The following is a 20,249-nucleotide window of genomic DNA, read 5'->3' on the forward strand; positions in this document are numbered from 1 at the left end:
CGCGCCGATGCGGCGCACAACGTGCAGTCGCTCGAAGCACTTCCTTCGAAAGGCTGCTGCCATGCTCGTCCAAAGGTCGCGGAGACACCTCCTGGCCGTCGCGCTTCTGGTCGCCGGTTGTGCCGGCGGCGATGGCGCGGCCATCGACCCCCTCGCGCTCGGTGAAGCGGAGTCGGAGTCCTCGAGCGCGAGCACGTCGACGACAGACCGCGCGGACAAGACGACAGAAAGCACGGCGGCCACCACCATGGCCGGGCCCGTCGTCTCATCGGCCTCGGGCGCCCTCACGCTGACCGAGCCGCGCTCGTCGCTGCCGGGCACGTCGCGGTTCGACATCTACTTCTCGCTGCCGGGTACCGGCGCGACGCCGCCCGTCGACCCTGTTGGCGACGATGATCTCGCGAGCCTCATCGGCGCCGCGACCGCGTCCGTCGACATGGCGCTCTTCGACTTCGATCGGCAAAACGTCATCGACGCTGTGCTCGCCGCGAGGTCGCGCGGCGTTTCGGTTCGCATGGTCGGCGACGGCGACAACATCGCGGAGGCCGGTTACCAGCAGATGCAAGCGGCCGGGGTCCCGATGGTGCTCCGGCCGCCGAGCTCCAACATCATGCACAACAAGTTCGTCGTCGTAGATGGACGCTACGTGTGGACCGGGAGCACGAACGTCACGGACAACGATTTCGTTCGCAACAACAACAACGCGCTCCTCTTGGAGAGCGCCGAGATGGCCACGGCGTACACCGGCGAGTTCGACGAGATGTTCGTCGGTCAACGCTTTGGCGGAGCGAAAACGCGCGTCGCCAGCAGCAACACGACGACCATCAACGGCACGAACGTCGAGTACTACTTTGGTCCCCACGACCAGCTCATGAGCCGTGTGCTCGCGAAGCTCGACACGGCGCAGCGCTCGGTGCGCTTCATGATCTTCACCTTCTCGCGGGACGATCTGAAGACCAAGCTGGTCTCGCTCAAGACCGGCGGCGTGCCGGTGTACGGCCTCTTCGACAACTTTCAGGGCGGCAACCAGTTCTCGCAAGACGAGGCGCTCGCCGCCGCCGGCATCCCCGTGTGGCTCGACGGCAACAACAACGGAAACAACGGCGGCATCCTGCACCACAAGGTGCTCATCATCGATGGCGACACCGACTCGGATCCGATGGTCATCACCGGATCCTTCAACTGGACCGCGCAGGCCGACGCCGACAACGACGAGAACCTGATCGTCCTTCACAGCGCGCGCGCCGCTCGCCTCTTCACCGAGGAGTTCTGTTCCCTCGTGTCGCTCGCGACGCCGTCGCCGGCCTTTGTGGGAACCAGCGACGCCGGATGCGGCGCCAAGCTCATCGTCAACGAAGTCATGCCGAACCCCGTCGGCACCGATCTCGGACAGGAATACGTGGAGCTCTTGAACGTCGGGTATCGGCCCGCCGATCTCTCGCGTTGGTCGCTCCTCTCGGGCGGCGCCCTGCGGCACAAGTTTCCCCCTTACTTCCAGATGCCCGGCGGCGCCGTCACCACGGTCTTTGATCGCGGCGCGCACGCGGGCGTGCCCGGCGCGGTGGTCTCGTCGAGCGGCAACCTCTCACTGGCCAACACAGGCGGCACGGTGGAGCTTCGTGACGCGGCGAACGCGCTCGTCGACACCTTCACCTTCGGCGCGGCGCCCGTCGAGGGCTTGGCCAAGAACCGCGCACCCGACATGGAGCCGGGCGGGGTGGTGGTCGAACACTCGGCGGTGCCGATGGCCCAGGGAGCGAGCTCGCCGGGCAAGCGGGCCGACCAGACGGCCTTTTCGTCGGTCGGAGCGCTCGTTGCCCCGACGAGCCCGAGGCCCCTCGCGCACGAGCTGCTCATCACCCAGCTCGCAACGCGCGGGCCGCTGTCGGCCGCCGACGAATTCATTGAGCTCTACAACAACACGGACCATCCGCTCGATGTCGCCGGCATGCGTCTCCAGTACCAAGCGGCGAGCTGCTCCGGCTGGTCGGACCGATTTGTCATCGGCGCGGGCACGTTGCTCATGCCGGGGCAGTTCTTCCTCGTCGCGAACCAGACCGGTTACGTCTCGCCGGCCTCGGGGCCTCTCGCCAACGGCACCTTCACGACGGGCCTCGCCGACTCGGGCTCGCTCCGCTTGCTCGACGGCGCGATCGAGGTCGATCGGCTCGGATACGGCGCGCCCGGCGCGGCGTGCACCGGCGAGGGCGGCACGGCGGCGCCCAACCACGGCACCACGGCCAACGGCGCCAGCGTAGGGCGCGCCCCCAACGCGTACACGAACGCTCGGCCCGCTCGCGACACGGACACCAACGTTGTCGACTTCGTCGTGCGCAGCGCCCGTGCGCCGCGGAGCAGCGCGTCGCCAGCCGAGCCCTCGTACGGTGTTGTCGAGCTCACCGCCGGCGCGCTCTTGGTGACGCAGTTCGCGTCACGCGGGCGCCTCGCCGCGACCGACGAGTTTATCGAGCTCTACAACGCGACCGACAAGGTCCTCACGCTCGACGGCGCGAAGGTCCAGCAGCAGACGGCGTCGTGTGGCGCGTGGTCCAATCGCTACGTCGTCCCGGCGGGCACGCGCCTCTGGCCCGGTGAGTTCTATTTGATCGCCAACGCTGCTGGGTATGTCGCGCCGGCGTCGGGGCCCGTCGCCGATGGAGCGATGACTTCCTCCCTCGGCGACAGCGGCGTCTTGCGCGTGCAGTCAGCGAGCGCGGCGCTGCTCGACGTGGTGGCCTACGGAACGGGCCTCGCCTGCTCGGGCGAAGGTGGCACCGTCGCGCCGAGCAGCGGCACGACGGCCAGCGGCAGCAGCGTGGCGCGCAAGCCGTTCGACGCCGCCGTGGCGTACTCACCGGCGACGCCGGCGCAGGACTCGAACAACAACCAGGCCGACTTCGCCGTGCGCGTTCGCGCGCCCCGGAGCCGCGCGAGCGCGGCACAGCCGAGTCGGTAAGCGCGCTCGTCCGCCGCCAAGGCTCTCCTCGCGCGACGGGCGTCGGCGTAGCCAGCCGTTTCCAAGTGGGTAAGCTCGCTGCGTGAGCCAAGATCTCCTCGCGGACGCGCTCAAGGCGGCGCCGCACGCACCTCACGACGCCCTCGCCGCCTTGGTGGCGCTCCGCGGCGAACTGCGGACCAACGCCGACGCGGCTCGTGCGTTGGCGCGCCGTCTCCCCGAGCGGGTCGCCGCCCTTTCGCCCGAAGTGAGCCTCCTCTTCTCGGAGCTCGCCGCCGAACTCGCTCCGTATGGGCCTCGCCTGCCAACGGATACGGCGCGGCTGGTGCCCAGACTCCGAATCGCGTGGGCTCGCACGGCTCTCGTCTGCGGCGCCATCGACGAGGTTGTTGCGCTCGACGACGCGGGCCTCTTGGCCGTGGTAGCGGGCTTTTCGCTCGGGGCGTTGCCGATGGCGCTTCCCGTATTTCGTCGCCTCGGCGCCGCTCGGGATGCGCGCCTTCGTCAAACTCTCCTTTCGTCGCTGGCGGCGGCCGTCGAACACTTGGCGGTGACGCCCGAGGAGGCCTTCGATTGCTTGCTCCCGTTGGTCGACGACGTTGAGCCGCGCCTCCGTATCGCGGCGCTTGAGCTCGTGCGTGAGCCCTGGCTACGGCGCCTCTCATCGAAACGCGCTCGCGATCGCGACCTCGCCGTCGAGCGGGCGCTCACGAGCGCGGAGTCACCGGTCGCCAACGCGGCCGTCGTGACCGCAGGGCACCTCCGCCTCCACGACCTCCTCGCGACCGTTCTCGACGACGACGCGCCCTCCGCTTTGGGCGCCGAAGTCATGGCTCGTCTCGCGCCGGTCGCCGACGCGACCGACCTGGATCGGGTCGTCGCCCTCATGAACACCGAGCCGCTCCGATATGGCGGGCCGGCGCGTCTATTCCTCCTCGAGGCTCATCGGCACGGCACGTTCCTCCGTGAGTCACACCTGGAGGCTGTCCTCACGGCCTTCGACGCTCATCGCTTGTGGTCGGGCGAGGAACTCGTGCGTCTCACGCACATCGCGCGGACGAACCTCATCCGCGTGATGGAGCCGCTTGACGCCGATGATCCACGGTGGCGGCGCCGCGCGTCGATCCTTGCGGCGAGTCCGGTGGTCGCCGCGTCGGAGCTCCTGCGGCAAAAGCTCGTCCAAGTGACCGACGACGAGAACCTCTCAGCCTTCGTGGACGCGGCGGGTCGCGCCGCCTTTTTCGCCGACGAAGAAGCGCTGCTGGGGGTGCTCCCACGCGTCCCGGCGGCCGCCATCACGGCCTTGCGCTACAAGGGCAGCCTTCGCTCGGTGGGGCCTCTCGATCGCTTGGTGCGAGACCCGTTCACGCCCTCGCCCCTTCGTTCGCTTGCGATGGCCACATGCTGGGCTCACGCCGAAGACCGCCCGGCACTGCTCGCAGGCTGGGTCGGAGCGCTCGGCCCCCGCGAAGGTGGCCTCCTCTCCGGCCGCTTCGTCGCGCGGCGCGACGCAGAAGGGGCGCGCCTTCTCTGTCAGCGCCTAAAGCTCGGACTGGATGCCGATCTCTCTCCCCTCGACGCGCTTCGGCTCCTCGCTGAGTCTGGCGATGTCACCCTCCTGCCGGAAGTCTCGCGCCTCTTTCGCGAAGTCTTTCGCCACTACGTCACGTTGGCGCTCGCCGGCGACTTCACTGTGAAGCGCGTCCGCATGCCGGAGCTCGAGCAGCTCGTGTTTCGCTACGGTCGGCAATGCATCAAGGACGGTCGCGTCATCCGGCGATGGAATGACGATGCGGCGGAGACGGGACGCGATCTCGTGCTCTCGCTCGTCTGCGACTGGCTTAGGGAAGAGCCCTCGGAGGCCATCGCGGTCGCGCTCCTCGAAACGGCGGGCCGCCACGCGCCCACCGGTGCTTGGCTGCGTGCCCTGGAAACGTTCTGGCGCCATCCCAAGGCGAGCGTCCAGCGGGCAGCCGTCGAGGCGATTCTCGGCGCCGGCGACGGAGCTCGCGGGCTCGAGCTCTCGTTGTGCCGTCTTGCCGCATCCAGTGAGCCGAGGGTCACGGTGCAGGCGCTCGCGGCGGTGCGCGCTCTCCGCGCTAGCTGGGCCGAGCCCATCGTCGTGCGCGCGCTCGAGAGGCCCGAAATGGCCGTCAAGAAGGAGGCCGCAGAAGCGCTCGCCGAGATCGGAACGGCCTCGTCCCTCGCGGCCATCGTGAACTGGCTAGCGCGGCACGACAACGCGAGCTTTCGCGCGCCCCTCAAGAAGGCTTGCGGCCGCGTGGCGGGGCCGTCCCTCGTGGCCGTCTTGGTCGAGGCGCTCGAGGCCGACGGACGCGAACCGCGCGAGCGCGAGCTCTTGCATGACGCGCTGAGCGGGCACATCACGCTGGTGGCGGTCGCGCGGCTCGCCCAATCCCCTCGGCCCGCGCGGCAAGACGTCGTGGAGGCATGCATCGACGGCCGCATCGCCGTCGTCGGAGCGACGCCCGACGACGTGGCCGCGGCGCTTCATCGGGCAGGGCTGCGTCCTGCGCCCAAAGATGCTGATCCAACGCTGGCGTTGCGGACCCTCGGCTTTTCTCCTGAACGGGCCCGCGCTGTCGTTGAGGCTCGTGGGCCGCACCTCGACGCTCGCCTCTTGGCGGCCGTCCGCCAAAGCCTACCCGACTGGCTAAGGTGGCTGAAGGCGGAGCCGACACCGTCGGCCATTGCGCTCGTCGTCGACGCCATCGATCGCAGTCACGCGGAGCTCTTTGACGACGTCCTCGACATCCTTCAAAAGGACGGCGCCGGCGTCGAGCCAGCCCATGTTGCGGCGCTCTGCGAGCGTGTCTTTCTGATGGCAGCCCCGCACCACAGGGCGCGAGCGCTCGCGGTCCTTCGCGCGGTACGGCCTTCGCCAACGGTCGACGGCCGGCGACGCTATCGGATGCTCCAAGCTTTGGGAGCCGTGCGCACGCTGTCCGATCTCGAGGCTTGCCTTGCGGCTTGCCGGCTGGGGCTGGACTTTGCGGGGGAGAGCGAGCGCCTTCTCGCGGAGGCCTTCGACCTCCCGCCAAAGGTCCCCGACGAACACGGGGAGCTCGTGCGCCTTCGCGAGGGCATCCGCGCGTACGCTCGCCTCAGCGACGCGGCGGCAGGGGAGTGGCTCCTGTCAACGCAAGCAGCGCGTCCGCTCGACGTGGCCTTTCCGCCTTCGCCCGTCGCGCCTCTCGCAAGACAAGCCTTCGCGCCCGACTCGCGCGCGTCGCTCGAGGCGCTCGTTGTCACGCTGCGGTCTGCCGGGGCCGACGACCGGACGCGTGCCGCCGCTCGAATTCTCGCTTGGGAAGACGCGCGCGCCGCTTGGGGCGACGTGCTCGAATCGTTTCTTGCCGGGGACGTGGAGCTTGAACCCTCGCAACGTGCGAAGGTCGCATCGTGTCTTGGCGCTTGGCCCGATCCGTCTCGACACGGACGTGCGTTGCTGCTCGTGCCGCACCTCTCGACGGCGCAGGTGCGCGGCTTCTTGCCTCAGTGGCTCGCCGAATGGCAATCCGGCAGCGGCGAGGCTGAGCTCACGCTCCGCGCTCTCGGAAACGAGCCGCTCCTCGCGTGGGCTTTTGAACGCGCGAAAGACGGCGACTTTCGCGGCGCCCGCCTCCTTGTGCGCGACGCGTCGCTGGCGCTCGCCGCCCTTGTCGAACTTGGCAAGGCGCACGCGCCGAAGGAGATCGCGCACCTCTTGCCGCCGGTGGCGGAGGATCGACCTTCGCGCCCTTCGGGCGATCCCCAAGATCCCGTCGCCGGCCAGGACTTCGAGGCGCTCGTCCGCCTCGCGACGGACCGCCACACCGAGCGCGGCCTTGCCGTTCGCGCTGTTCATGCGCTCGGTCACCATGGCGAGGCTGCGGCCGCGCCGCTCGCTCGACTCGCCCTCGACCGCCGACCCGAGGTTCGTAGTGCCGCGCTACGCGTGCTCAAAACGGTCAGCTCGCGCGAAGAAGCGCTCCGCGTTGCGACGGAAGTTCTCGCCATGGAGACGCGGGTCGACGTGATGCTCAGTCTGATGGCGAGCCTCGGACACGGGCGCCATGGTGAGGCGTTGCCGCTCCTCGTCACCCACCTCACGGGACCGAGCGTGCGGCTCCAGGATGGTGCCCGCGACGCGCTTCGCGCATGGGGGCGTGAGGCGATCCCGCTTCTGCGGCGCGCGGCGCGGCGCGCGCGGCCTGATCGACGCCGCCGCATCGAGGCGGTACTGCGAGAGCTCGAAGGGTAAGCGCGCCGTCGCGTGGGGCGCGAGCCTCCCCATCGACTAGAGTCCCCTACAGCGCGTCGATCCACGTGCGAAGCGCGGCGAGGCCGCTCTCGTCGACGACGTGGCTTAGGCCCGGCGGCATTTGCCCATACGGGTTCGCCTCGTCGCGGCGCCCGGCGAGCGTGGGGATGGCGCTCATGGCTGCGTTGCCCTTCGCGATGCGCGAGTACCCACCCGCGGGGGAGGAGGCGGCCACACCGACGGTGGTGCGATACGCCGCGAGGTTCGTGACGGCGCCGAGCTGGCTGTCGCTGTTCAATTCACCGAACTGCAGCCGAAGCACCATCCCCTTGTAGGCCGCACCAGCCCCTGCGTTGGCGTTGTGACACGAGAGACCACAGTTGACGTGCAGCCACCCGATGGCCGCTTCGGCCTTGCCGGTCGCGTCTTCGGGGATCGTGACGGCGCGAGCGGCCGGAGGGTGCGTGAGGAGTGCGCTTCGATCAAGGCGATCGAGCGTGAGGCCGCCCGCGCCCGGTAGCCCAAGGCCGACGGCCTCGAAGCCCAACACGTGATCGGCGCGACCGTTGTGGCAGCCCGCACACTTGTCGCGCGACGGGACCTCGTAGCGTTGGGCGCCCGTGCGGCCGGCGATGGCTAGTCGCTCGCCGGTGTCGAGGCGAACGGCCTCTCGCTGGTCGTCGGCCCATCGGTAGACGGCGAAGTGCCATTTGTCGGCGGCAACCTTCCAAGAGAACCGCGTCTCGATGCGCTTGCCGTCGAGCGCGAACTCCTTCCAGAGCTTCGTGCCCACGGGGAACACCCACTCGTCGATGTTCGACGTGTCGATGCGCGCGCCCTCCGGCAGGTAGATCCATCGCGCCTTCTTCGCGTCGTCGCTGAAGAGCTTGTGGGCCGGCTCGAACCACTCCACGCCGGGGGCGACAGTCACGAGCGACGCGTTGGCGTAGAGGCCCGTGCACGTGAGGCGCATCGGCGCGTCGGAGGTGCCCGCGGGGCAGTCGCTGGGAGTGGACGCGGCAAGCGCGAGCGCACCGGCTCCGCCGTCGGCGCCGCCACCGGACGCGGCGGCACCGAGCGCCGCGGGAGCGTCGCCGCCGTAGTAGCGGCTCGCGGTGCCGAGTGACTCTTGGGCGAGGCAGCCGGTGGCGGCGGTGGCCGCGAGGACCGATGCGAAGACGAACGGCGCGGAGGAGCGGAGCGTATCGGTCATGGGGCGGGGGAGTGCACCTCTCGTTCCATGGCGGCGCCACGCGCGGGCCGCCCCATTGCCCGCGAACCTGCGAGGTCTCGCGCAGTTGCGCGGGCACCGCCGCTGTAGTTTTCGCGCTGCGACCTCGATGACGCACCGGAGCCTCCGAAAGTCGCACCGGGCCGGCCGTCTTGGGCAACGCGATGCATGTGGCCTGCATGCAACGAGGAGTGCGCGCGGTGCGGCCTGACCGCGCCTTCGCGCATGGACTCTCCGGGCCCCACCGCCGGTCGTCGGGCCGCCGTATGCGAAAATTACGGCGCTACGCGGTCGTAAATTCGGAGCGAGCTCCGGGAGCTTCACGCTGCGACCGCGTATGACCTCCGCGATGCCTCGCCCTCGCCCCCGCTCCTTCGCCGCCGCCCCGCTGGCCTCGCTTGGAGCGTCGGCCGCACTCGTCGTCGCGTGCAGTGGCGGCGGGGCCGGGAGCCCGGTCGCGCTCGCCGACCTCGCGAGCGACGCTGCCGCGAGCGACTCGAGCTCTCTATCGAATGGCGACGCCGGCGCGAACTCGAGCAGCAACGGCGGCGGCGCCGTGCCGCCCTTCACAAGGCACTCACCGGCGACCGGTTGCCGGAGCGGCTTCTCCGCGTGCGGCTCCGTGTGCGCCGACGAGCAGACCGACAACCGCCACTGCGGCGGCTGCAATCACTCGTGTTTCGGCCTTGTCGACGCGGGCGGGACGCCCAGCTACACCGGGTGCGTCGAGGGGCGCTGCGAAGCACGGCCCGCGGGTAGCTGCCTCAAGTTGCTCTGCAACGGACAGTGTCTCTCCTTTTCGGGCATCGACAACTGTGGGAGCTGCTTCAACGAGTGTGCCGACAATGAGATCTGCGTGAAGTCGCAATGCATCGGTGGCAAAGGTGACGGCGCATCCTGCAAGACCGCGCTCGTGGCGCCAACGGACGAAGCCCTCGAGTTCCGGTATCCCGCGGGTCTTACGGACAACCACGTGTTCCGCTGCGGGAGCGGCGCGGCGGTGCCGACGCGTTGGTTCCGTTGGACCGCGTCACGCGACCAGTCCGTAGGGTTTACGGTGCAGGGCGCGCCCACGACCGACGACTATGTCATGGAGCTCTTTGATGCGCCCGACTGCGGCGACATGGCGTACGTCGCGTGCAACGACGACAGGCGCGCGGGGACCAAGTTGGCGAGGATCGACGTCGATGTGAAAGCAGGGACCACGTACATCGTGGCGATCGGGCGCGTCGCCGCCCCGTCGGGAGTGAGGCCAGCGTTCCGCGTTGACGACTGAGGGGCGTGGAGAGGTTTTCTGACGCGCTCGCGCGGCGTCATCTTCCGCGCCTTCAGTCCGTCGACACGTTCACCGTTGGTGCGATCGCGTAACCACCGTCGCCGCTCTGGAGCAGGTCCTTCAGTCCGCCCTTTCTCAGCGTCGCGATGGCCACGTAGACCCGGTTGGCGGCCGACGCCGGGCTCATGCGCTCGTCGGGCCACGCGGCCGCAACGAGCTCGTCGAGCGTGCACCCCTGACCGGGGTCGGTCTTGCGACGCTCGATCAGGAAGTGTGCGATGGCCCGAAGCGGCGCTCGCCGTGACAGGTCGAGCACCGCCCTCGAACCATCACCGTGTCGGACGTCGAGGGTGCTCCCTCCGTCGCGCACAACGAGCTTGGGGCGCGGCATGGCGCGAGACCCAGCGGGCTTGCTCGTTCCTACCCTCAACGCTCGCAGCGCGAAGCGCGGATCGTCGTTGGCGTGTGACTCCGCCAGCGCGCGCGCGCGCGCGATCGCTTCCTCGGCGCTGCCGCGGCTCTCGAGGGCTTCGACGTGCAGTCGATGAATCGCCAGCGTCGCGCTGAGTGACGTCTCCGTGGCGCACGCGGCTGCCGCTGCGTCGCCGCGTGCGAGCGCCGCCTTGGCGCCGGCAACATCGCGAAACATGGCGTCGCTGGCGAGCGCGATGGCCCCGAGCCCTTCGTACAGCGCCACGTAGCGCGGGATGCCCAACTCCCGCGCCGCCGGGAGCGCACGCATCACGATGCTCGCGGCCTCTGCCGCATCGCCGCGTTCGAAGTAGGCGCCGGCGAGGTAGTAGAGCGTGCTGATCTCGCCGTAGCGATGGCCCGCGTCGCGGTAAAGCACGACGGCGTGGGCGTGAAGCGACAGCGCAACCTCAGGCTCCCCTTGCTCTTGCAAGAGCGTCCCTCGTGCCGTCGTGAGCGCGGCTTCCACAACCGGCGCGCCCCGGGCGCGCGCCAACGCGAGGCCTTCGTCAAAACACCCGAGCGCCGATGGATCTCCACGAAAGAGACCGAGAACGCCGAGCTCGTAGAGCGTGGTCGCGAGGTGCTCGTCGCGCTGGGCTCCCCGGTAGATCGCCATGGCGCGTCGCAGATCGAGCTCCGCGGCTTCGAGCCTTCCCTCGCGCCGAAGCGCGTGAGCCCGTTCGACGCGCACTTCCGCTTCGGCCAGCTCACCGCGCACCGAGGGAGTCGGTGTTGCCAGCACCTGGAGCGCTTCGTCGAAGAGGCTTCTGGCGGCGGCCGTTTCGCCGCGAAGCTCGATGAGCACCCCGAGCTTGCCCAAGAGCCGACCGCGATGAACGTGATCGTCGGCGTCTGAGAAGCGGCTCCGCGCGCCTTCCAACACAACCGTGGCACCGCGCATGTCGCCGCGTTCTGCGCGCACCCGGCCTTCTGCGAGCGCCAGCGCGAGCGCGTCATCGTGCACCGCCACGCGAGCTAGCTCGCCGCTGAAGAGCTTCGCGGCCGCCTCGATGCGCCCCCTGCGCAAAAGCGCGGGTTCGAGGGCGAGCGCGAGGGAGATTCGCTCGCTGGCGTCAGCGCTCTCGTAGGCCAGCATCAGGTTGTCGATGTCGATGGCGACGAGGTCTTCGGCGTCGCCGTCGCCCGCGTCCATCCGCGCGACGCAGGCGCGCGCGTGCCTAGCGAACGTGCTCTTGTGGCGCTCCGCGAGCGCGGAGCTTCGGGGGTCCACTTTGAGCTTGCGGCTCGCGTGTTCGAAGATCGTCTCGTAGTGCGCGAAGCGCCGACCCTGCCCATGTGTCGTGGCAACCACGCGCAAGAGCGAACGACGCACCAGCTCGGTGAGCGCGCCGACCAAGTCGGGGTGGTCGATGACCCTCTCAGCGTCCGCGACGAAAAAGCCGCCACGGAACACGGCCGTCGCGACGTAGAAGCTCTGAAGGTCCGTTGGCAATGACGCGAACGACTCGTCGATGACGCGCTCCATGGACCCGTGTCGGCCGGCGTCGTCTTCGCGGCCCACGAGCGCGAGCGTCATGCGCGCGAGGAGCTCTTGCGGTGCGAGGGCCGTGGTGCGCGCGGCCACCAGCTCGATCGCCAATGGCACGCCGTCGAGGCGGCGTACGATCTCCGCCACAGCGGCAAGCTCGGTCTCGGTGCCGAGCGGCGCGGCGCCGGTGCGGAGGGCGCGTTGGACGAAAAGGGTGACGGAGGGGTTCTCGCCCAGCGCTGCGTCGTCACCGTGCAAGGGCGGTACCGGGAGTCCTTCGAGCCTAATGACGTGCTCGGGCCCGATTCCCAACGCGACGCGCGACGTGATCAGAAATCGGATCGATGGCGCCGCGGCGAGCCACGACGAGAGCAGCTCGCCGGCAAGCAGGGCCACGTGTTCAGCGTTGTCGAGGAGCACCAACGTGTGCCCTCTTCGCGTGAGCGCTGCGCGCACGTCGGTTCGACGTCCGCGGCCGAGCACCGCGCCCACGGCGGCGGTGAGTCCCTCCGCGTCGCGGACCGCCGTCAGGTCCACGAACCAAGCACCGCCCCCGCCGTTCGACGCGTACACGTCGACCTCGGTTTGCGCGTAGTGGAGCGCCAAGTGCGTCTTGCCGATGCCGCCGGGCCCGAGCAGCGTGACGAGTCGTGCGCCGCCGTCGAAGGCTGCAGCCAGCGCAGACGCCTCAGGACCACGCGCCAAGAGCGGCGGCGGCATCGGGAGATTCGTCTTCGAAGCCGCGCGGGTCACCCGCGGAAGATAGCGGCGCGGCAACTTTAAGGTGCCTTAAGGTGCGCGCGGGTCCGGCCGCCGGCATCGTCGCGGCATGTGGAATCGAGCTCTGCCTCTCGCGCTCTTGGCCTGCGCTTCGTGCGGCGAAATTGCCCCTACCGAGGCGCCTGCGCTCGTACCGACGAAGACGACGACGACGGGTCCGCGCGCGCCAACGCCGCCCGACTCTCCTCCGCCGGCGCCGGCGCCGTTGCTCGATTGCTCCGGGCTCGCCTTCGCGCTCGCGGGGGTCGATGGCAAGCTCACGCCCTACTACCGCGACGAACGAGGGACCTGGGCGCCGGGCTCCACGCTCGGCTCCGCAGCGCGGCCCTTCGCGCTCTACCTCGTCCCCTGGCTCGCGTTTCCCTTTCTGTTCGCGGTGGACCCACAACGGGACCGCGGCGGCTCCGGACCCGTCGAATCGGGCATCCTGGATATGGGCTGGGATGAGACCACTTGGGCGCCGAGTCGCAGCGTCTTCTGGGCCGGGGCTTCTACGCTCGTCGGGCTGAGCTCGCGCGTCGGCGGCGTGGCCTTGACGGCCGCGCGCCAGGTTGGGAACCGTTGGGCGCCCGTGGCGACGGCGGACGTAGGCGAGCTAGCGCACGCGAGCGTGGGGCGTGATCGCCGCGGCGGCGTCCACGTGGCGGCGATGGGTGACTCTGGCGCGTTGCTCTACACGTCGCTCGACGGAGCTCAGTGGTTGCCCATGTCTCCGATCCGCGACCTTCGCGTCTGGCGCAACGAAGTCGAAACGGGCGGGCCCGTCGTCGCCGTGCGCGAGGGCATGGTGTCGGTGTTCTTTCTCGAGCATCCCACCAAGCTGGTCGCGATTTCGAAGACCGACAGCGGGTGGACCGCGCCGTCGCGCGTCGCGATCCCGGAGAGCGTCGAGCTCGCCGTGACGGCGGCCTCATCGCGGGGCGCAGTTGTCGGCTTTCGCACCTTCGACGGTCAGCTCTTCGCCCTTACCTACGGCGTCGAGGCGGACGGCTCGTTCGGCCCCATGTCGCGCGTCGACGAAGGCCTGGAGAACTACGACGGGCCCGGCGCGCTCGCGGCCACCACCGGCCTCTGCGGGGACGACGCGCTCTTCGCCTATGGTGCCAAAGACGCGCTCAAGGCGGCGCGGTTCAAGGCGGGCGCGACGCCGCAGGTGGAGATCGTGGGCCCAGCCGCGGGGCCACCGTCCTCGGTGCTGGTCGAACGACACGTTCCCTATCGCGATTGACTACGCGGAGACTCCGCGCTCGCCTAGGCGCTGGGAGGCTCGCCATGAAGGTGCTCGTGACTGGCGGAACGAACGGGATGGGGAAGGGGGTCGCGCGAGCGCTCGCCGCGCGCGACGACCGGAGCCACCACGTCATCATTCTGGGCCGCTCGAAAGAGCGAGGCGAGTCCACCGTCGCGGAGCTTCGGCGCGTCACCCAGAATCCGAGCCTCTCCTTCGTCCAGTGCGACCTCACCAAGCTCAGCGACGTCAAGAAGGTCATCGCGGAGCTTCGTGCCGGTCACGAGTCCCTGGACGGCGTCTTTGTCAACGCCGGACTCGGGTACGCGGCGAAGCGGGAAGAGACCGAAGACGGAATGGACCCGCATTTTCAGGTGAACTACCTCTCCCAGTTCATGCTGACGCTCCACCTGCTCGAGCCGCTCGAACGGTCCGCGAGCGGCGGCCGAGTCGTCTTCAACGTCACCGAGGGAGGCCGCATCTTCTGGGATGACCTGCAGATGCGGAAACACTGGGGCTTTGAAGACGGCATCCATCAAGCCATGGTCGCCAAGAGGATGTTCTACCGTCGGCTGCATGAGCTCGCTCGGAAGGTCGCGGCGACGCGGACCTCCTTCTACGGCTTCGAGATACCGAAGACCGTGTGGACCAACCAGATCAACATCATCCCGACCCCGATGCGCGCGATGGCCACGGTCGTGAAGTGGTTCGGTGGATTCATTTCCATCGAAGAGTGCGGCGAGCTCATGGCGCCGCTCTTCACGGAAGATCAGGAGACGAGTTTCGGGCGGTCCGGCAAGTTCATGACGTCTCGCAAGGGGCGTTTCGTGGAGAAGCCGGAAGACGGAGCCGTGTTGGACCGAGCGATGCAGGAGAAGCTTTGGAGCCTCAGTCTCGAGCTCTGCAAGGACGACGAGACGAGGCGAATCGCCGACGAGCTCTGTCGAGCCGCGCAGAGCGGGTAGGCTCCGCTCTTCCCCTCACGGCGTGGGCGCTTGCAGCGAGACCCGCTTGTCGAAGAACGCAACGTGAAGCATCAGCGGCCAGTCGGGGCTCGCGTCGATGAACGGCTCAAGATTCACGGCCCGCACGGCGTCGGCGAGGCAGCGCTCACCCTCGGCCGAGAGCTCCGGGCCCGGCAGGCGCCTGGCGGCCTGGTAGCCCCGTCTGGCTTCTGCGCGGAAGATGATCGCGCGGCCTGGGTCGAAGGCCGCGCAACGTTGCGCTACCGAACTCTCGAGCGCCAAGCGCGCCGCGCGACTGGCGACGTTGACCGCGTACATCTTCTTCGCGGGGCTGCTGCCGGTGCCGAATCCCGTGCTGGGGTGTTCACAGAGCTCTCGGCTTGGCGCCACGAGCGCGCTCGCACGCTCAACGATGCATCTCGTGAGCTCCACCGAAGCCGGCCGATCGGCGGGGACGCGTGGGGCGGAGCACACCGGGTCAAACGTCACGTACGCATTGATCTCCGTCGATGGATCGCGGTGCACGCGCTCGCCCTCTTGAGCCACGCACTCGGCGAGCGCGACGTGGGCGTCTTGCCAGACGATGTGCAGCAGTTCCTCGTCGCGTGTCTTGATCGTGTCGAGCCAGGGAATCGGTTTGCCGACGGCTGGCCCGGTCTCGCCGGTCGCCGGCGCGGAGCCGCAGCCCATCACGAGCGCGAAAGCGAACGCGGCACGCCTCATCGGCTCATCGTCCCACGGTTTCGGAGAGCGTCGGCCTCCCGTACCGCGACTGAGCGCGCGCAGAAGCGCGGCCTATTTCCTGCGCCTTTCGCGCACCTGGGTGGGGCTCCGCAGGCTGATCTGGATCGCGCGCCCACGCGCCGCTGCGCACAGTGTACGCATGAGGCGCGATTTGCCCATTTCATCGGCGAAGCGGCGTGGCATCGAAGCTGCAGCCACCCTCGCATCGAAAGGCAGGTCTCCGATGCGCTCCCTTCTCATCCTTGGCTCCATGGTCGCTCTGTTCTCCGTGGCGTGTTCGCAAGGCGAGGAGGCCGCCACCGGTGAGAACGAAGGCGCCGTCGTTGGCGGAACCAGCGAGACCGGCTGCAGCGCGCCCGCGGGCAAAGCCATCGTGACGTTCTCGACCGACCGGCGGTCCGCGACGGCGACCGCGCCCGATCCGAACGCAATGATGACCGAGTGCGTGATCAACGTGCAAGAGGTCAAGGTGCTCGGCCTCGCCGCCGCGCCGCAGGAGAAGATCAACCGTGCCCTCGGCACAGTCATCAAGGCCAGCGGCTTCAACATCAGGGCTTGCGAAGAGCCCTTCGAGGTGGATGGTCGCGCGCAGGTGCAATACAACGCCGACAATCTCTTGAGCGTCGCCACCTGGATCGGCTCGTATTCGTCTGGCGCGGCGCATCCCAACAGCTACGGCGCGTTCATGTCGTTCGACCTCGAGAGCGGCGAGCGCCTCCAGCTCAAGGACGTCATCACGCCGGAAGGCAAAGAGACGGTCAAGGCCGAGCTCCTCGCTGCCATCAACCGCACGAAGGACGACGCTGACACCAAGGCCCTGTGGGTCGGAGCTGCGACGAGTCTCATGTCGCAGTCGAGCAACGTCATCGAAGACTTCACCATCGCGAAGACGGGTCTTCGCTTCCGCCTCGACAACCACGTCGCCCACGTGATGCAAGGCGCCGTTCGCGACAGCGGCTACATCGTGCCGTTCGCGAAGATCAAGCAGTTCATCAAGCCCGGCACCTCCATCGCGAAGCTCGCCGGCGTGCGCTGAGTTGGCAAAGGAGGGGGCCTTCACCGCTCCCTTCTCACTCTGGTCACGCGGACTGGTCACGCAGACTGGTCACGGGGAGATGCGTCGCTTAGGCTGCCCACTAAGTTCGGGCCGCCGTGAACGACGCTCTGCTCCTTGTGATTGGCGGTTTCTGCCTCTACGTCGGGGCCGAGTGGCTCGTCCGGGGTGCCTCGGGTCTTGCCGCGATGTTGGGCGTACGTCCGCTCGTGATCGGGCTCACCGTCGTCGCCTACGGGACCTCGGCTCCGGAACTCGTCGTGGGCATCGGCGCCGCGTTGTCACAGAAGGGAGCCATCGCGCTCGGCAACTCGGTGGGCTCCAACATCGCGAACATTGGCCTGATCCTGGGGCTCACGGCGCTCATCGCACCGCCGACCGTGGAAAGGGGCCTGCGACGTCGCGACTTGCCAGTGCTGGCCGCGTCGACGCTGGCGGTACCCGTCGTGTTGCTCGACGGTCGCGTGAGCCGCTGGGAAGCCGGCTCGCTGCTCCTCTGCGCCTTCGCCTACTCGGCGTGGACCCTGATCACAGCCAAGGCGCAGAATCGCTCCGCACTCGAGGCCGTTCGCGACGCGAGTGAAGGAGCTGGGGGTCCTGCGCCACGCAAGCGGCTCGCCCTTGTGGCCACGACCGTCGTCGGTTTGCTCGCGCTCCTGGGCGGTGGCAAGGTCTTCGTCGATGGCGCCGTCGGTGTGGCCCGCGTTCTCGGGATGAGCGAGCGCGTCGTTGGCTTGACGATCGTCGCGGTGGGGACGTCGGTGCCGGAGCTCATGACATCTGTCATCGCCGCGCGCCGCGGCCACCCGGACGTCGCCGTGGGCAACGTCGTTGGCTCGAACATTTTCAATACCTTGCTCATCCTCGGCGCGGCGGGCCTTGTCGGCAGCGTCAGCCAGCCGCTCCGCGAGGTTTGGCTCGATCTCACGGCCCTCGTCGCGCTCACTACGGTCGGCCTGATTGCGATGCTAAAGCCGCGGATCACGAGGCGCGTCGGCGCGCTTCTCGTGGCCGGATACGTGGCCTTCTTGCTCGCGCTCGTGCTGACGCCACTGGCCGGGTGAGCGAAGCGGCCGCGGGCCGAGGGTCGCGCTCGTCGGATGTCGGCGACGTTCGCCGAATCGATGCGACACTTTGCCTCGAACGCATTCGAGGGCGAGGTCTCCATGAAGGTCGAACGTGTCGCTTCGTTTTCCGAGTGGGGGAAGCCGGGCTCGAGTCCCGTGCTCGATCCGCTCTTCGCCTCCGTAGGGTCTTGCCCTGCGGGGAGTCGAGCGGATCGCGAGGGGCAGCGATTGCTCTGGCTCTCGTCGTCTCGCGTGACGTTGCACACGGCGCCGCCAGAAGACGCGCCCAAGGCTGCGCCCGCCGTCAAGAGCAGAACGTGGAAGCTCGCGCCCTTCGCCAAAGGGGGCGACATCCTCAACGTCGCGCTCGCGGCCGACGCGAACAAGGCCTGGGCGCTCCTCAGTGACTCGTTCATGCGCGCCGTAGGGCGCTACGTCGCGAGCGTCACGTTGGACGGCAAGGTCGCCAAGTGGAGTTCGCTGAAGCAACCGCTCAAGTGGTCGCCGTATTCGCACGGCGGCATGACCGTCGATGCCATCGGCGCCGCCACCGCGAAGAGCGTCTTTGTGTACGCGAGCAGCCACTCGGAGGCGTCGCTCGGGCCCCTCGGTGGGCGAGCGGCGCGCGTCGCGCCGGGCCGCGCGACGTTTGACGCGACGAGCGTGATGGTATTTCTCCCGAAGAAGAAGCGCATGGTCTTCTACGACGCCGCCGGCCAAGAGTGCGACGGCTTCTCGCTCGTGCCGCGGCTCCTCGGGCCGCTCAAGACGATCGGTTCGGTGGCGGCCATTGGACTTCGCGGACGTGACGTATGGCTCTACGGGTATCGCGCCATCGCGCGCCTCCGGCTCGACGTCGATCCGCCGCGCCTCGTCATGCCGACGGCGCCGAAGCGCGGTTCATCGGCGGCCACGCCGACGCTCCCGAAGGGCTCGTACGGCGCGGTGGAGGACGGCGTGAACTTCCTGCGAGGCGGCTCGGCGCCGCCGCTCGCGCTCGAGTTGGTGCGGGCGTGGGATCTGAACGAGACACCGGTCTTCTCAAAGCCGTCGCGTTTCGGAGCGCTCGCGCTAAGCGGCGACGTCGTCACGTTCTACAAGCGCAAGGACGACAAGCTTCGCGCGAGCTTCGATTTTCTCGCGCGCGCCGTCGAGGTCACGCTCGTGGACGCGCCCGCCAGCGCACGCACCAAGACGCCGGATCGCGTCGTGCTCGCCGAGTTGCGCACGCCGTCGGGCCTCACGCAGGTGCTCTGCCGCGAGGAGTTCGGAAAGCGCCTCCGCGACCACTGCAACGCGTTTCGCACGAAGCGAAAGAAGCGGTAGGCGGAGGGCGCGGCGACCGACGTCCGCGGTCAGAGCGCCCGCGCTAGAAGCACTTCTCTGCGAGGCCCTCCATCGCCTTTGGGCCGCAGAAGGTGAGCTCCGTGCCGCCTTGCTTGAAGCGGCAGCACGACGGGTAGCCGGGCTCTGTGCAATCGGTGCTCGCGGCGCAGAGGCGCAAGACCTCCGTCGTCTCGCACTTCGTGTTGAGCTCCGTCGGGCACGCGGCCGCGCACGCCTTCACCATAGTCTTGACGCTGCACGCGGGCGGCGAGCCGGGGCCCGTCTCGAGTCGCGCGCAACACAAGGGCGCGCTCGCGGTGCAGTCGGCCGGGCTCGCGCACGCGGCCAGCGAGGCGTCGCCCGCCGCAGAGGCGGAGCCCGCGTCTTTCGGCGCCGACGACGCCGTTGCCGCCGAGGTGGCGCCGCCGTCCGTCGACGAGGTCGAACCGGCAGGAGGTTCGCCGACCGACCCTCCGCAGGAGGCCAAGAGCAGAAGACCCACGAGCGCGAGAGCGCCCACCTGGGAAAAGCAAGCTGCGGAGTCGAAGGGGAGAGTGGAAGTCATCGTGATACCTCGCGCGGCCTCGAGCAACGCGCGTGCCGCGGTGAGACTGCAGGCGGGCGCGCTCGTGCCGCGCGAGATACGCCGGAGACCGCCTCACGCGCGAAGTATCGGGGGAGTTCGTCGACGACTCTGCGCCGTTGCACGCCGAGCTGCGCGTGATGGGCACGCGCGCGCGTCCGGACGCGTTTGTGTTCAGCGGCCCACCGAGGAACGGCTCGCGTTGATGCTGCGAACGATCGAGGACTGCCTTAGCTCACGCGCGCGGCGCACGCCGCCGTCTCATCCTTGTGGCTCGCAATGTCCGAGGCGCAAAGACCCGTGCGCGCCGGCCGGTCCGCTCACGCCTCGCGGCGTCACGCACGAGAGACCGGTTCGACACGCGATGTTCGGCCGGCCCATCGCTCCGTCCCCGCAGGTGTCCCCTTCGTCGGCCCGCGCCTCGCAGCGGCCCGCGTGCGCGGAGCCCGCAGCGCCAGGCGGACCGCTCGGTCCGTCGGTTTCCGGCGTGACGCACTCGAGGCCCGAGCGGCACTCCACCATGGGCCTTCCAAAGGCTCCATCTCCACATGCCTCACCTTCGCCGGCCTTGCCTCTTCGAAGCGCCTCTTCGTCCGTCTTGAGCTCGTCGGATGACGCCGATGCGCAGCCGAAGAGGAGAGCGGTCGAGACGGTGAGAAGCATCCTGAGCATATGACCTCCGCAATGCACGACCTCCGCAAAGGGCGCGCCACGCGGTCAGCCAGCCAACGCATGGAAATCCGGGCGGGACGGCTGGGTCGTCGGGCCTATTGCGATGAGGTCGCCAAGCAAGCGCCCACGGCAGGCGATCC

The 20,249-nt window shown here is 68.9% G+C and carries 13 protein-coding genes; 8 read left to right on the forward strand and 5 right to left on the reverse strand.

Translation table 11 applies throughout. The features are described 5' to 3' along the window. Nucleotides 1–61: 61 nt before the first annotated feature. A complete protein-coding gene (locus tag IPG50_33580; protein MBK6697082.1) occupies nucleotides 62–2,956 on the forward strand; it encodes a lamin tail domain-containing protein in 2,895 nt (964 codons plus the stop codon). Nucleotides 2,957–3,038: 82 nt separating this feature from the next. Then, a complete protein-coding gene (locus IPG50_33585) occupies nucleotides 3,039–7,220 on the forward strand; it encodes a hypothetical protein (GenBank protein MBK6697083.1) in 4,182 nt (1,393 codons plus the stop codon). 46 nt (nucleotides 7,221–7,266) lie between these two features. On the opposite strand, the gene IPG50_33590 is transcribed toward IPG50_33585, so the two are convergent. Then, a complete protein-coding gene (locus tag IPG50_33590; protein MBK6697084.1) occupies nucleotides 7,267–8,433 on the reverse strand; it encodes a hypothetical protein in 1,167 nt (388 codons plus the stop codon). A gap of 367 nt (nucleotides 8,434–8,800) precedes the next feature. Here IPG50_33590 and IPG50_33595 point away from each other — a divergent pair, with 367 nt between their 5' ends. Next, nucleotides 8,801–9,727, forward strand: coding sequence for a hypothetical protein (locus IPG50_33595; protein ID MBK6697085.1), 927 nt, complete (start codon nucleotides 8,801–8,803; stop codon nucleotides 9,725–9,727). Between the two features lie 52 nt (nucleotides 9,728–9,779). Here the strand turns inward: IPG50_33595 and IPG50_33600 are convergent, their stop codons facing one another. Beyond that, the gene (locus tag IPG50_33600) at nucleotides 9,780–12,443 is read right to left on the reverse strand and encodes a tetratricopeptide repeat protein (GenBank protein MBK6697086.1); all 2,664 of its coding nucleotides are present in this window, start codon (nucleotides 12,441–12,443) and stop codon (nucleotides 9,780–9,782) included. Between the two features lie 76 nt (nucleotides 12,444–12,519). On the opposite strand from IPG50_33600, the gene IPG50_33605 reads away from it, so the two are divergent. Further along, complete coding sequence (locus tag IPG50_33605) at nucleotides 12,520–13,698, forward strand: hypothetical protein (GenBank protein ID MBK6697087.1); 1,179 nt, start codon at nucleotides 12,520–12,522, stop codon at nucleotides 13,696–13,698. A 44-nt stretch (nucleotides 13,699–13,742) separates the two neighbouring features. After that, complete coding sequence (locus IPG50_33610; protein ID MBK6697088.1) at nucleotides 13,743–14,663, forward strand: SDR family NAD(P)-dependent oxidoreductase; 921 nt, start codon at nucleotides 13,743–13,745, stop codon at nucleotides 14,661–14,663. Between the two features lie 15 nt (nucleotides 14,664–14,678). Here the strand turns inward: IPG50_33610 and IPG50_33615 are convergent, their stop codons facing one another. Next, nucleotides 14,679–15,386, reverse strand: coding sequence for a hypothetical protein (locus IPG50_33615; protein MBK6697089.1), 708 nt, complete (start codon nucleotides 15,384–15,386; stop codon nucleotides 14,679–14,681). A 244-nt stretch (nucleotides 15,387–15,630) separates the two neighbouring features. On the opposite strand from IPG50_33615, the gene IPG50_33620 reads away from it, so the two are divergent. The 3 genes from IPG50_33620 to IPG50_33630 all read left to right on the forward strand — a co-directional run bounded on the left by IPG50_33620 (nucleotide 15,631) and on the right by IPG50_33630 (nucleotide 18,854). After that, nucleotides 15,631–16,443, forward strand: coding sequence for a hypothetical protein (locus IPG50_33620; protein MBK6697090.1), 813 nt, complete (start codon nucleotides 15,631–15,633; stop codon nucleotides 16,441–16,443). 116 nt (nucleotides 16,444–16,559) lie between these two features. Further along, a complete protein-coding gene (locus IPG50_33625) occupies nucleotides 16,560–17,525 on the forward strand; it encodes a calcium/sodium antiporter (GenBank protein MBK6697091.1) in 966 nt (321 codons plus the stop codon). Between the two features lie 102 nt (nucleotides 17,526–17,627). Beyond that, on the forward strand, nucleotides 17,628–18,854 hold the full coding sequence (locus IPG50_33630; protein MBK6697092.1) for a hypothetical protein: 1,227 nt from the start codon (nucleotides 17,628–17,630) through the stop codon (nucleotides 18,852–18,854). 43 nt (nucleotides 18,855–18,897) lie between these two features. Here the strand turns inward: IPG50_33630 and IPG50_33635 are convergent, their stop codons facing one another. After that, nucleotides 18,898–19,419: a hypothetical protein gene (locus IPG50_33635; GenBank protein MBK6697093.1), complete on the reverse strand. Its 522-nt coding sequence runs from the start codon at nucleotides 19,417–19,419 to the stop codon at nucleotides 18,898–18,900. 279 nt (nucleotides 19,420–19,698) lie between these two features. Further along, nucleotides 19,699–20,100 carry a hypothetical protein gene (locus IPG50_33640; GenBank protein MBK6697094.1) on the reverse strand — a complete coding sequence of 134 codons (402 nt, stop codon included), beginning with the start codon at nucleotides 20,098–20,100 and terminating at the stop codon, nucleotides 19,699–19,701. Between the last annotated feature and the right edge of the window lie 149 nt (nucleotides 20,101–20,249).

The organism is Myxococcales bacterium, assembly GCA_016703425.1.
Classification (GTDB): domain Bacteria; phylum Myxococcota_A; class Polyangia; order Polyangiales; family Polyangiaceae; genus JADJCA01.

Bases quoted from the DNA above. Each gene is read 5' to 3' on its own strand.
- IPG50_33615 (MBK6697089.1), bottom strand. From the start codon at position 15,386: ATGAGGCGTGCCGCGTTCGCTTTCGCGCTCGTGATGGGCTGCGGCTCC.
- IPG50_33610 (MBK6697088.1), top strand. From the start codon at position 13,743: ATGAAGGTGCTCGTGACTGGCGGAACGAACGGGATGGGGAAGGGGGTC.
- IPG50_33580 (MBK6697082.1), top strand. From the start codon at position 62: ATGCTCGTCCAAAGGTCGCGGAGACACCTCCTGGCCGTCGCGCTTCTG.
- IPG50_33635 (MBK6697093.1), bottom strand. From the start codon at position 19,419: ATGACTTCCACTCTCCCCTTCGACTCCGCAGCTTGCTTTTCCCAGGTG.
- IPG50_33590 (MBK6697084.1), bottom strand. From the start codon at position 8,433: ATGACCGATACGCTCCGCTCCTCCGCGCCGTTCGTCTTCGCATCGGTC.
- IPG50_33640 (MBK6697094.1), bottom strand. From the start codon at position 20,100: ATGCTTCTCACCGTCTCGACCGCTCTCCTCTTCGGCTGCGCATCGGCG.
- IPG50_33605 (MBK6697087.1), top strand. From the start codon at position 12,520: ATGTGGAATCGAGCTCTGCCTCTCGCGCTCTTGGCCTGCGCTTCGTGC.
- IPG50_33620 (MBK6697090.1), top strand. From the start codon at position 15,631: ATGCGCTCCCTTCTCATCCTTGGCTCCATGGTCGCTCTGTTCTCCGTG.
- IPG50_33595 (MBK6697085.1), top strand. From the start codon at position 8,801: ATGCCTCGCCCTCGCCCCCGCTCCTTCGCCGCCGCCCCGCTGGCCTCG.
- IPG50_33630 (MBK6697092.1), top strand. From the start codon at position 17,628: ATGAAGGTCGAACGTGTCGCTTCGTTTTCCGAGTGGGGGAAGCCGGGC.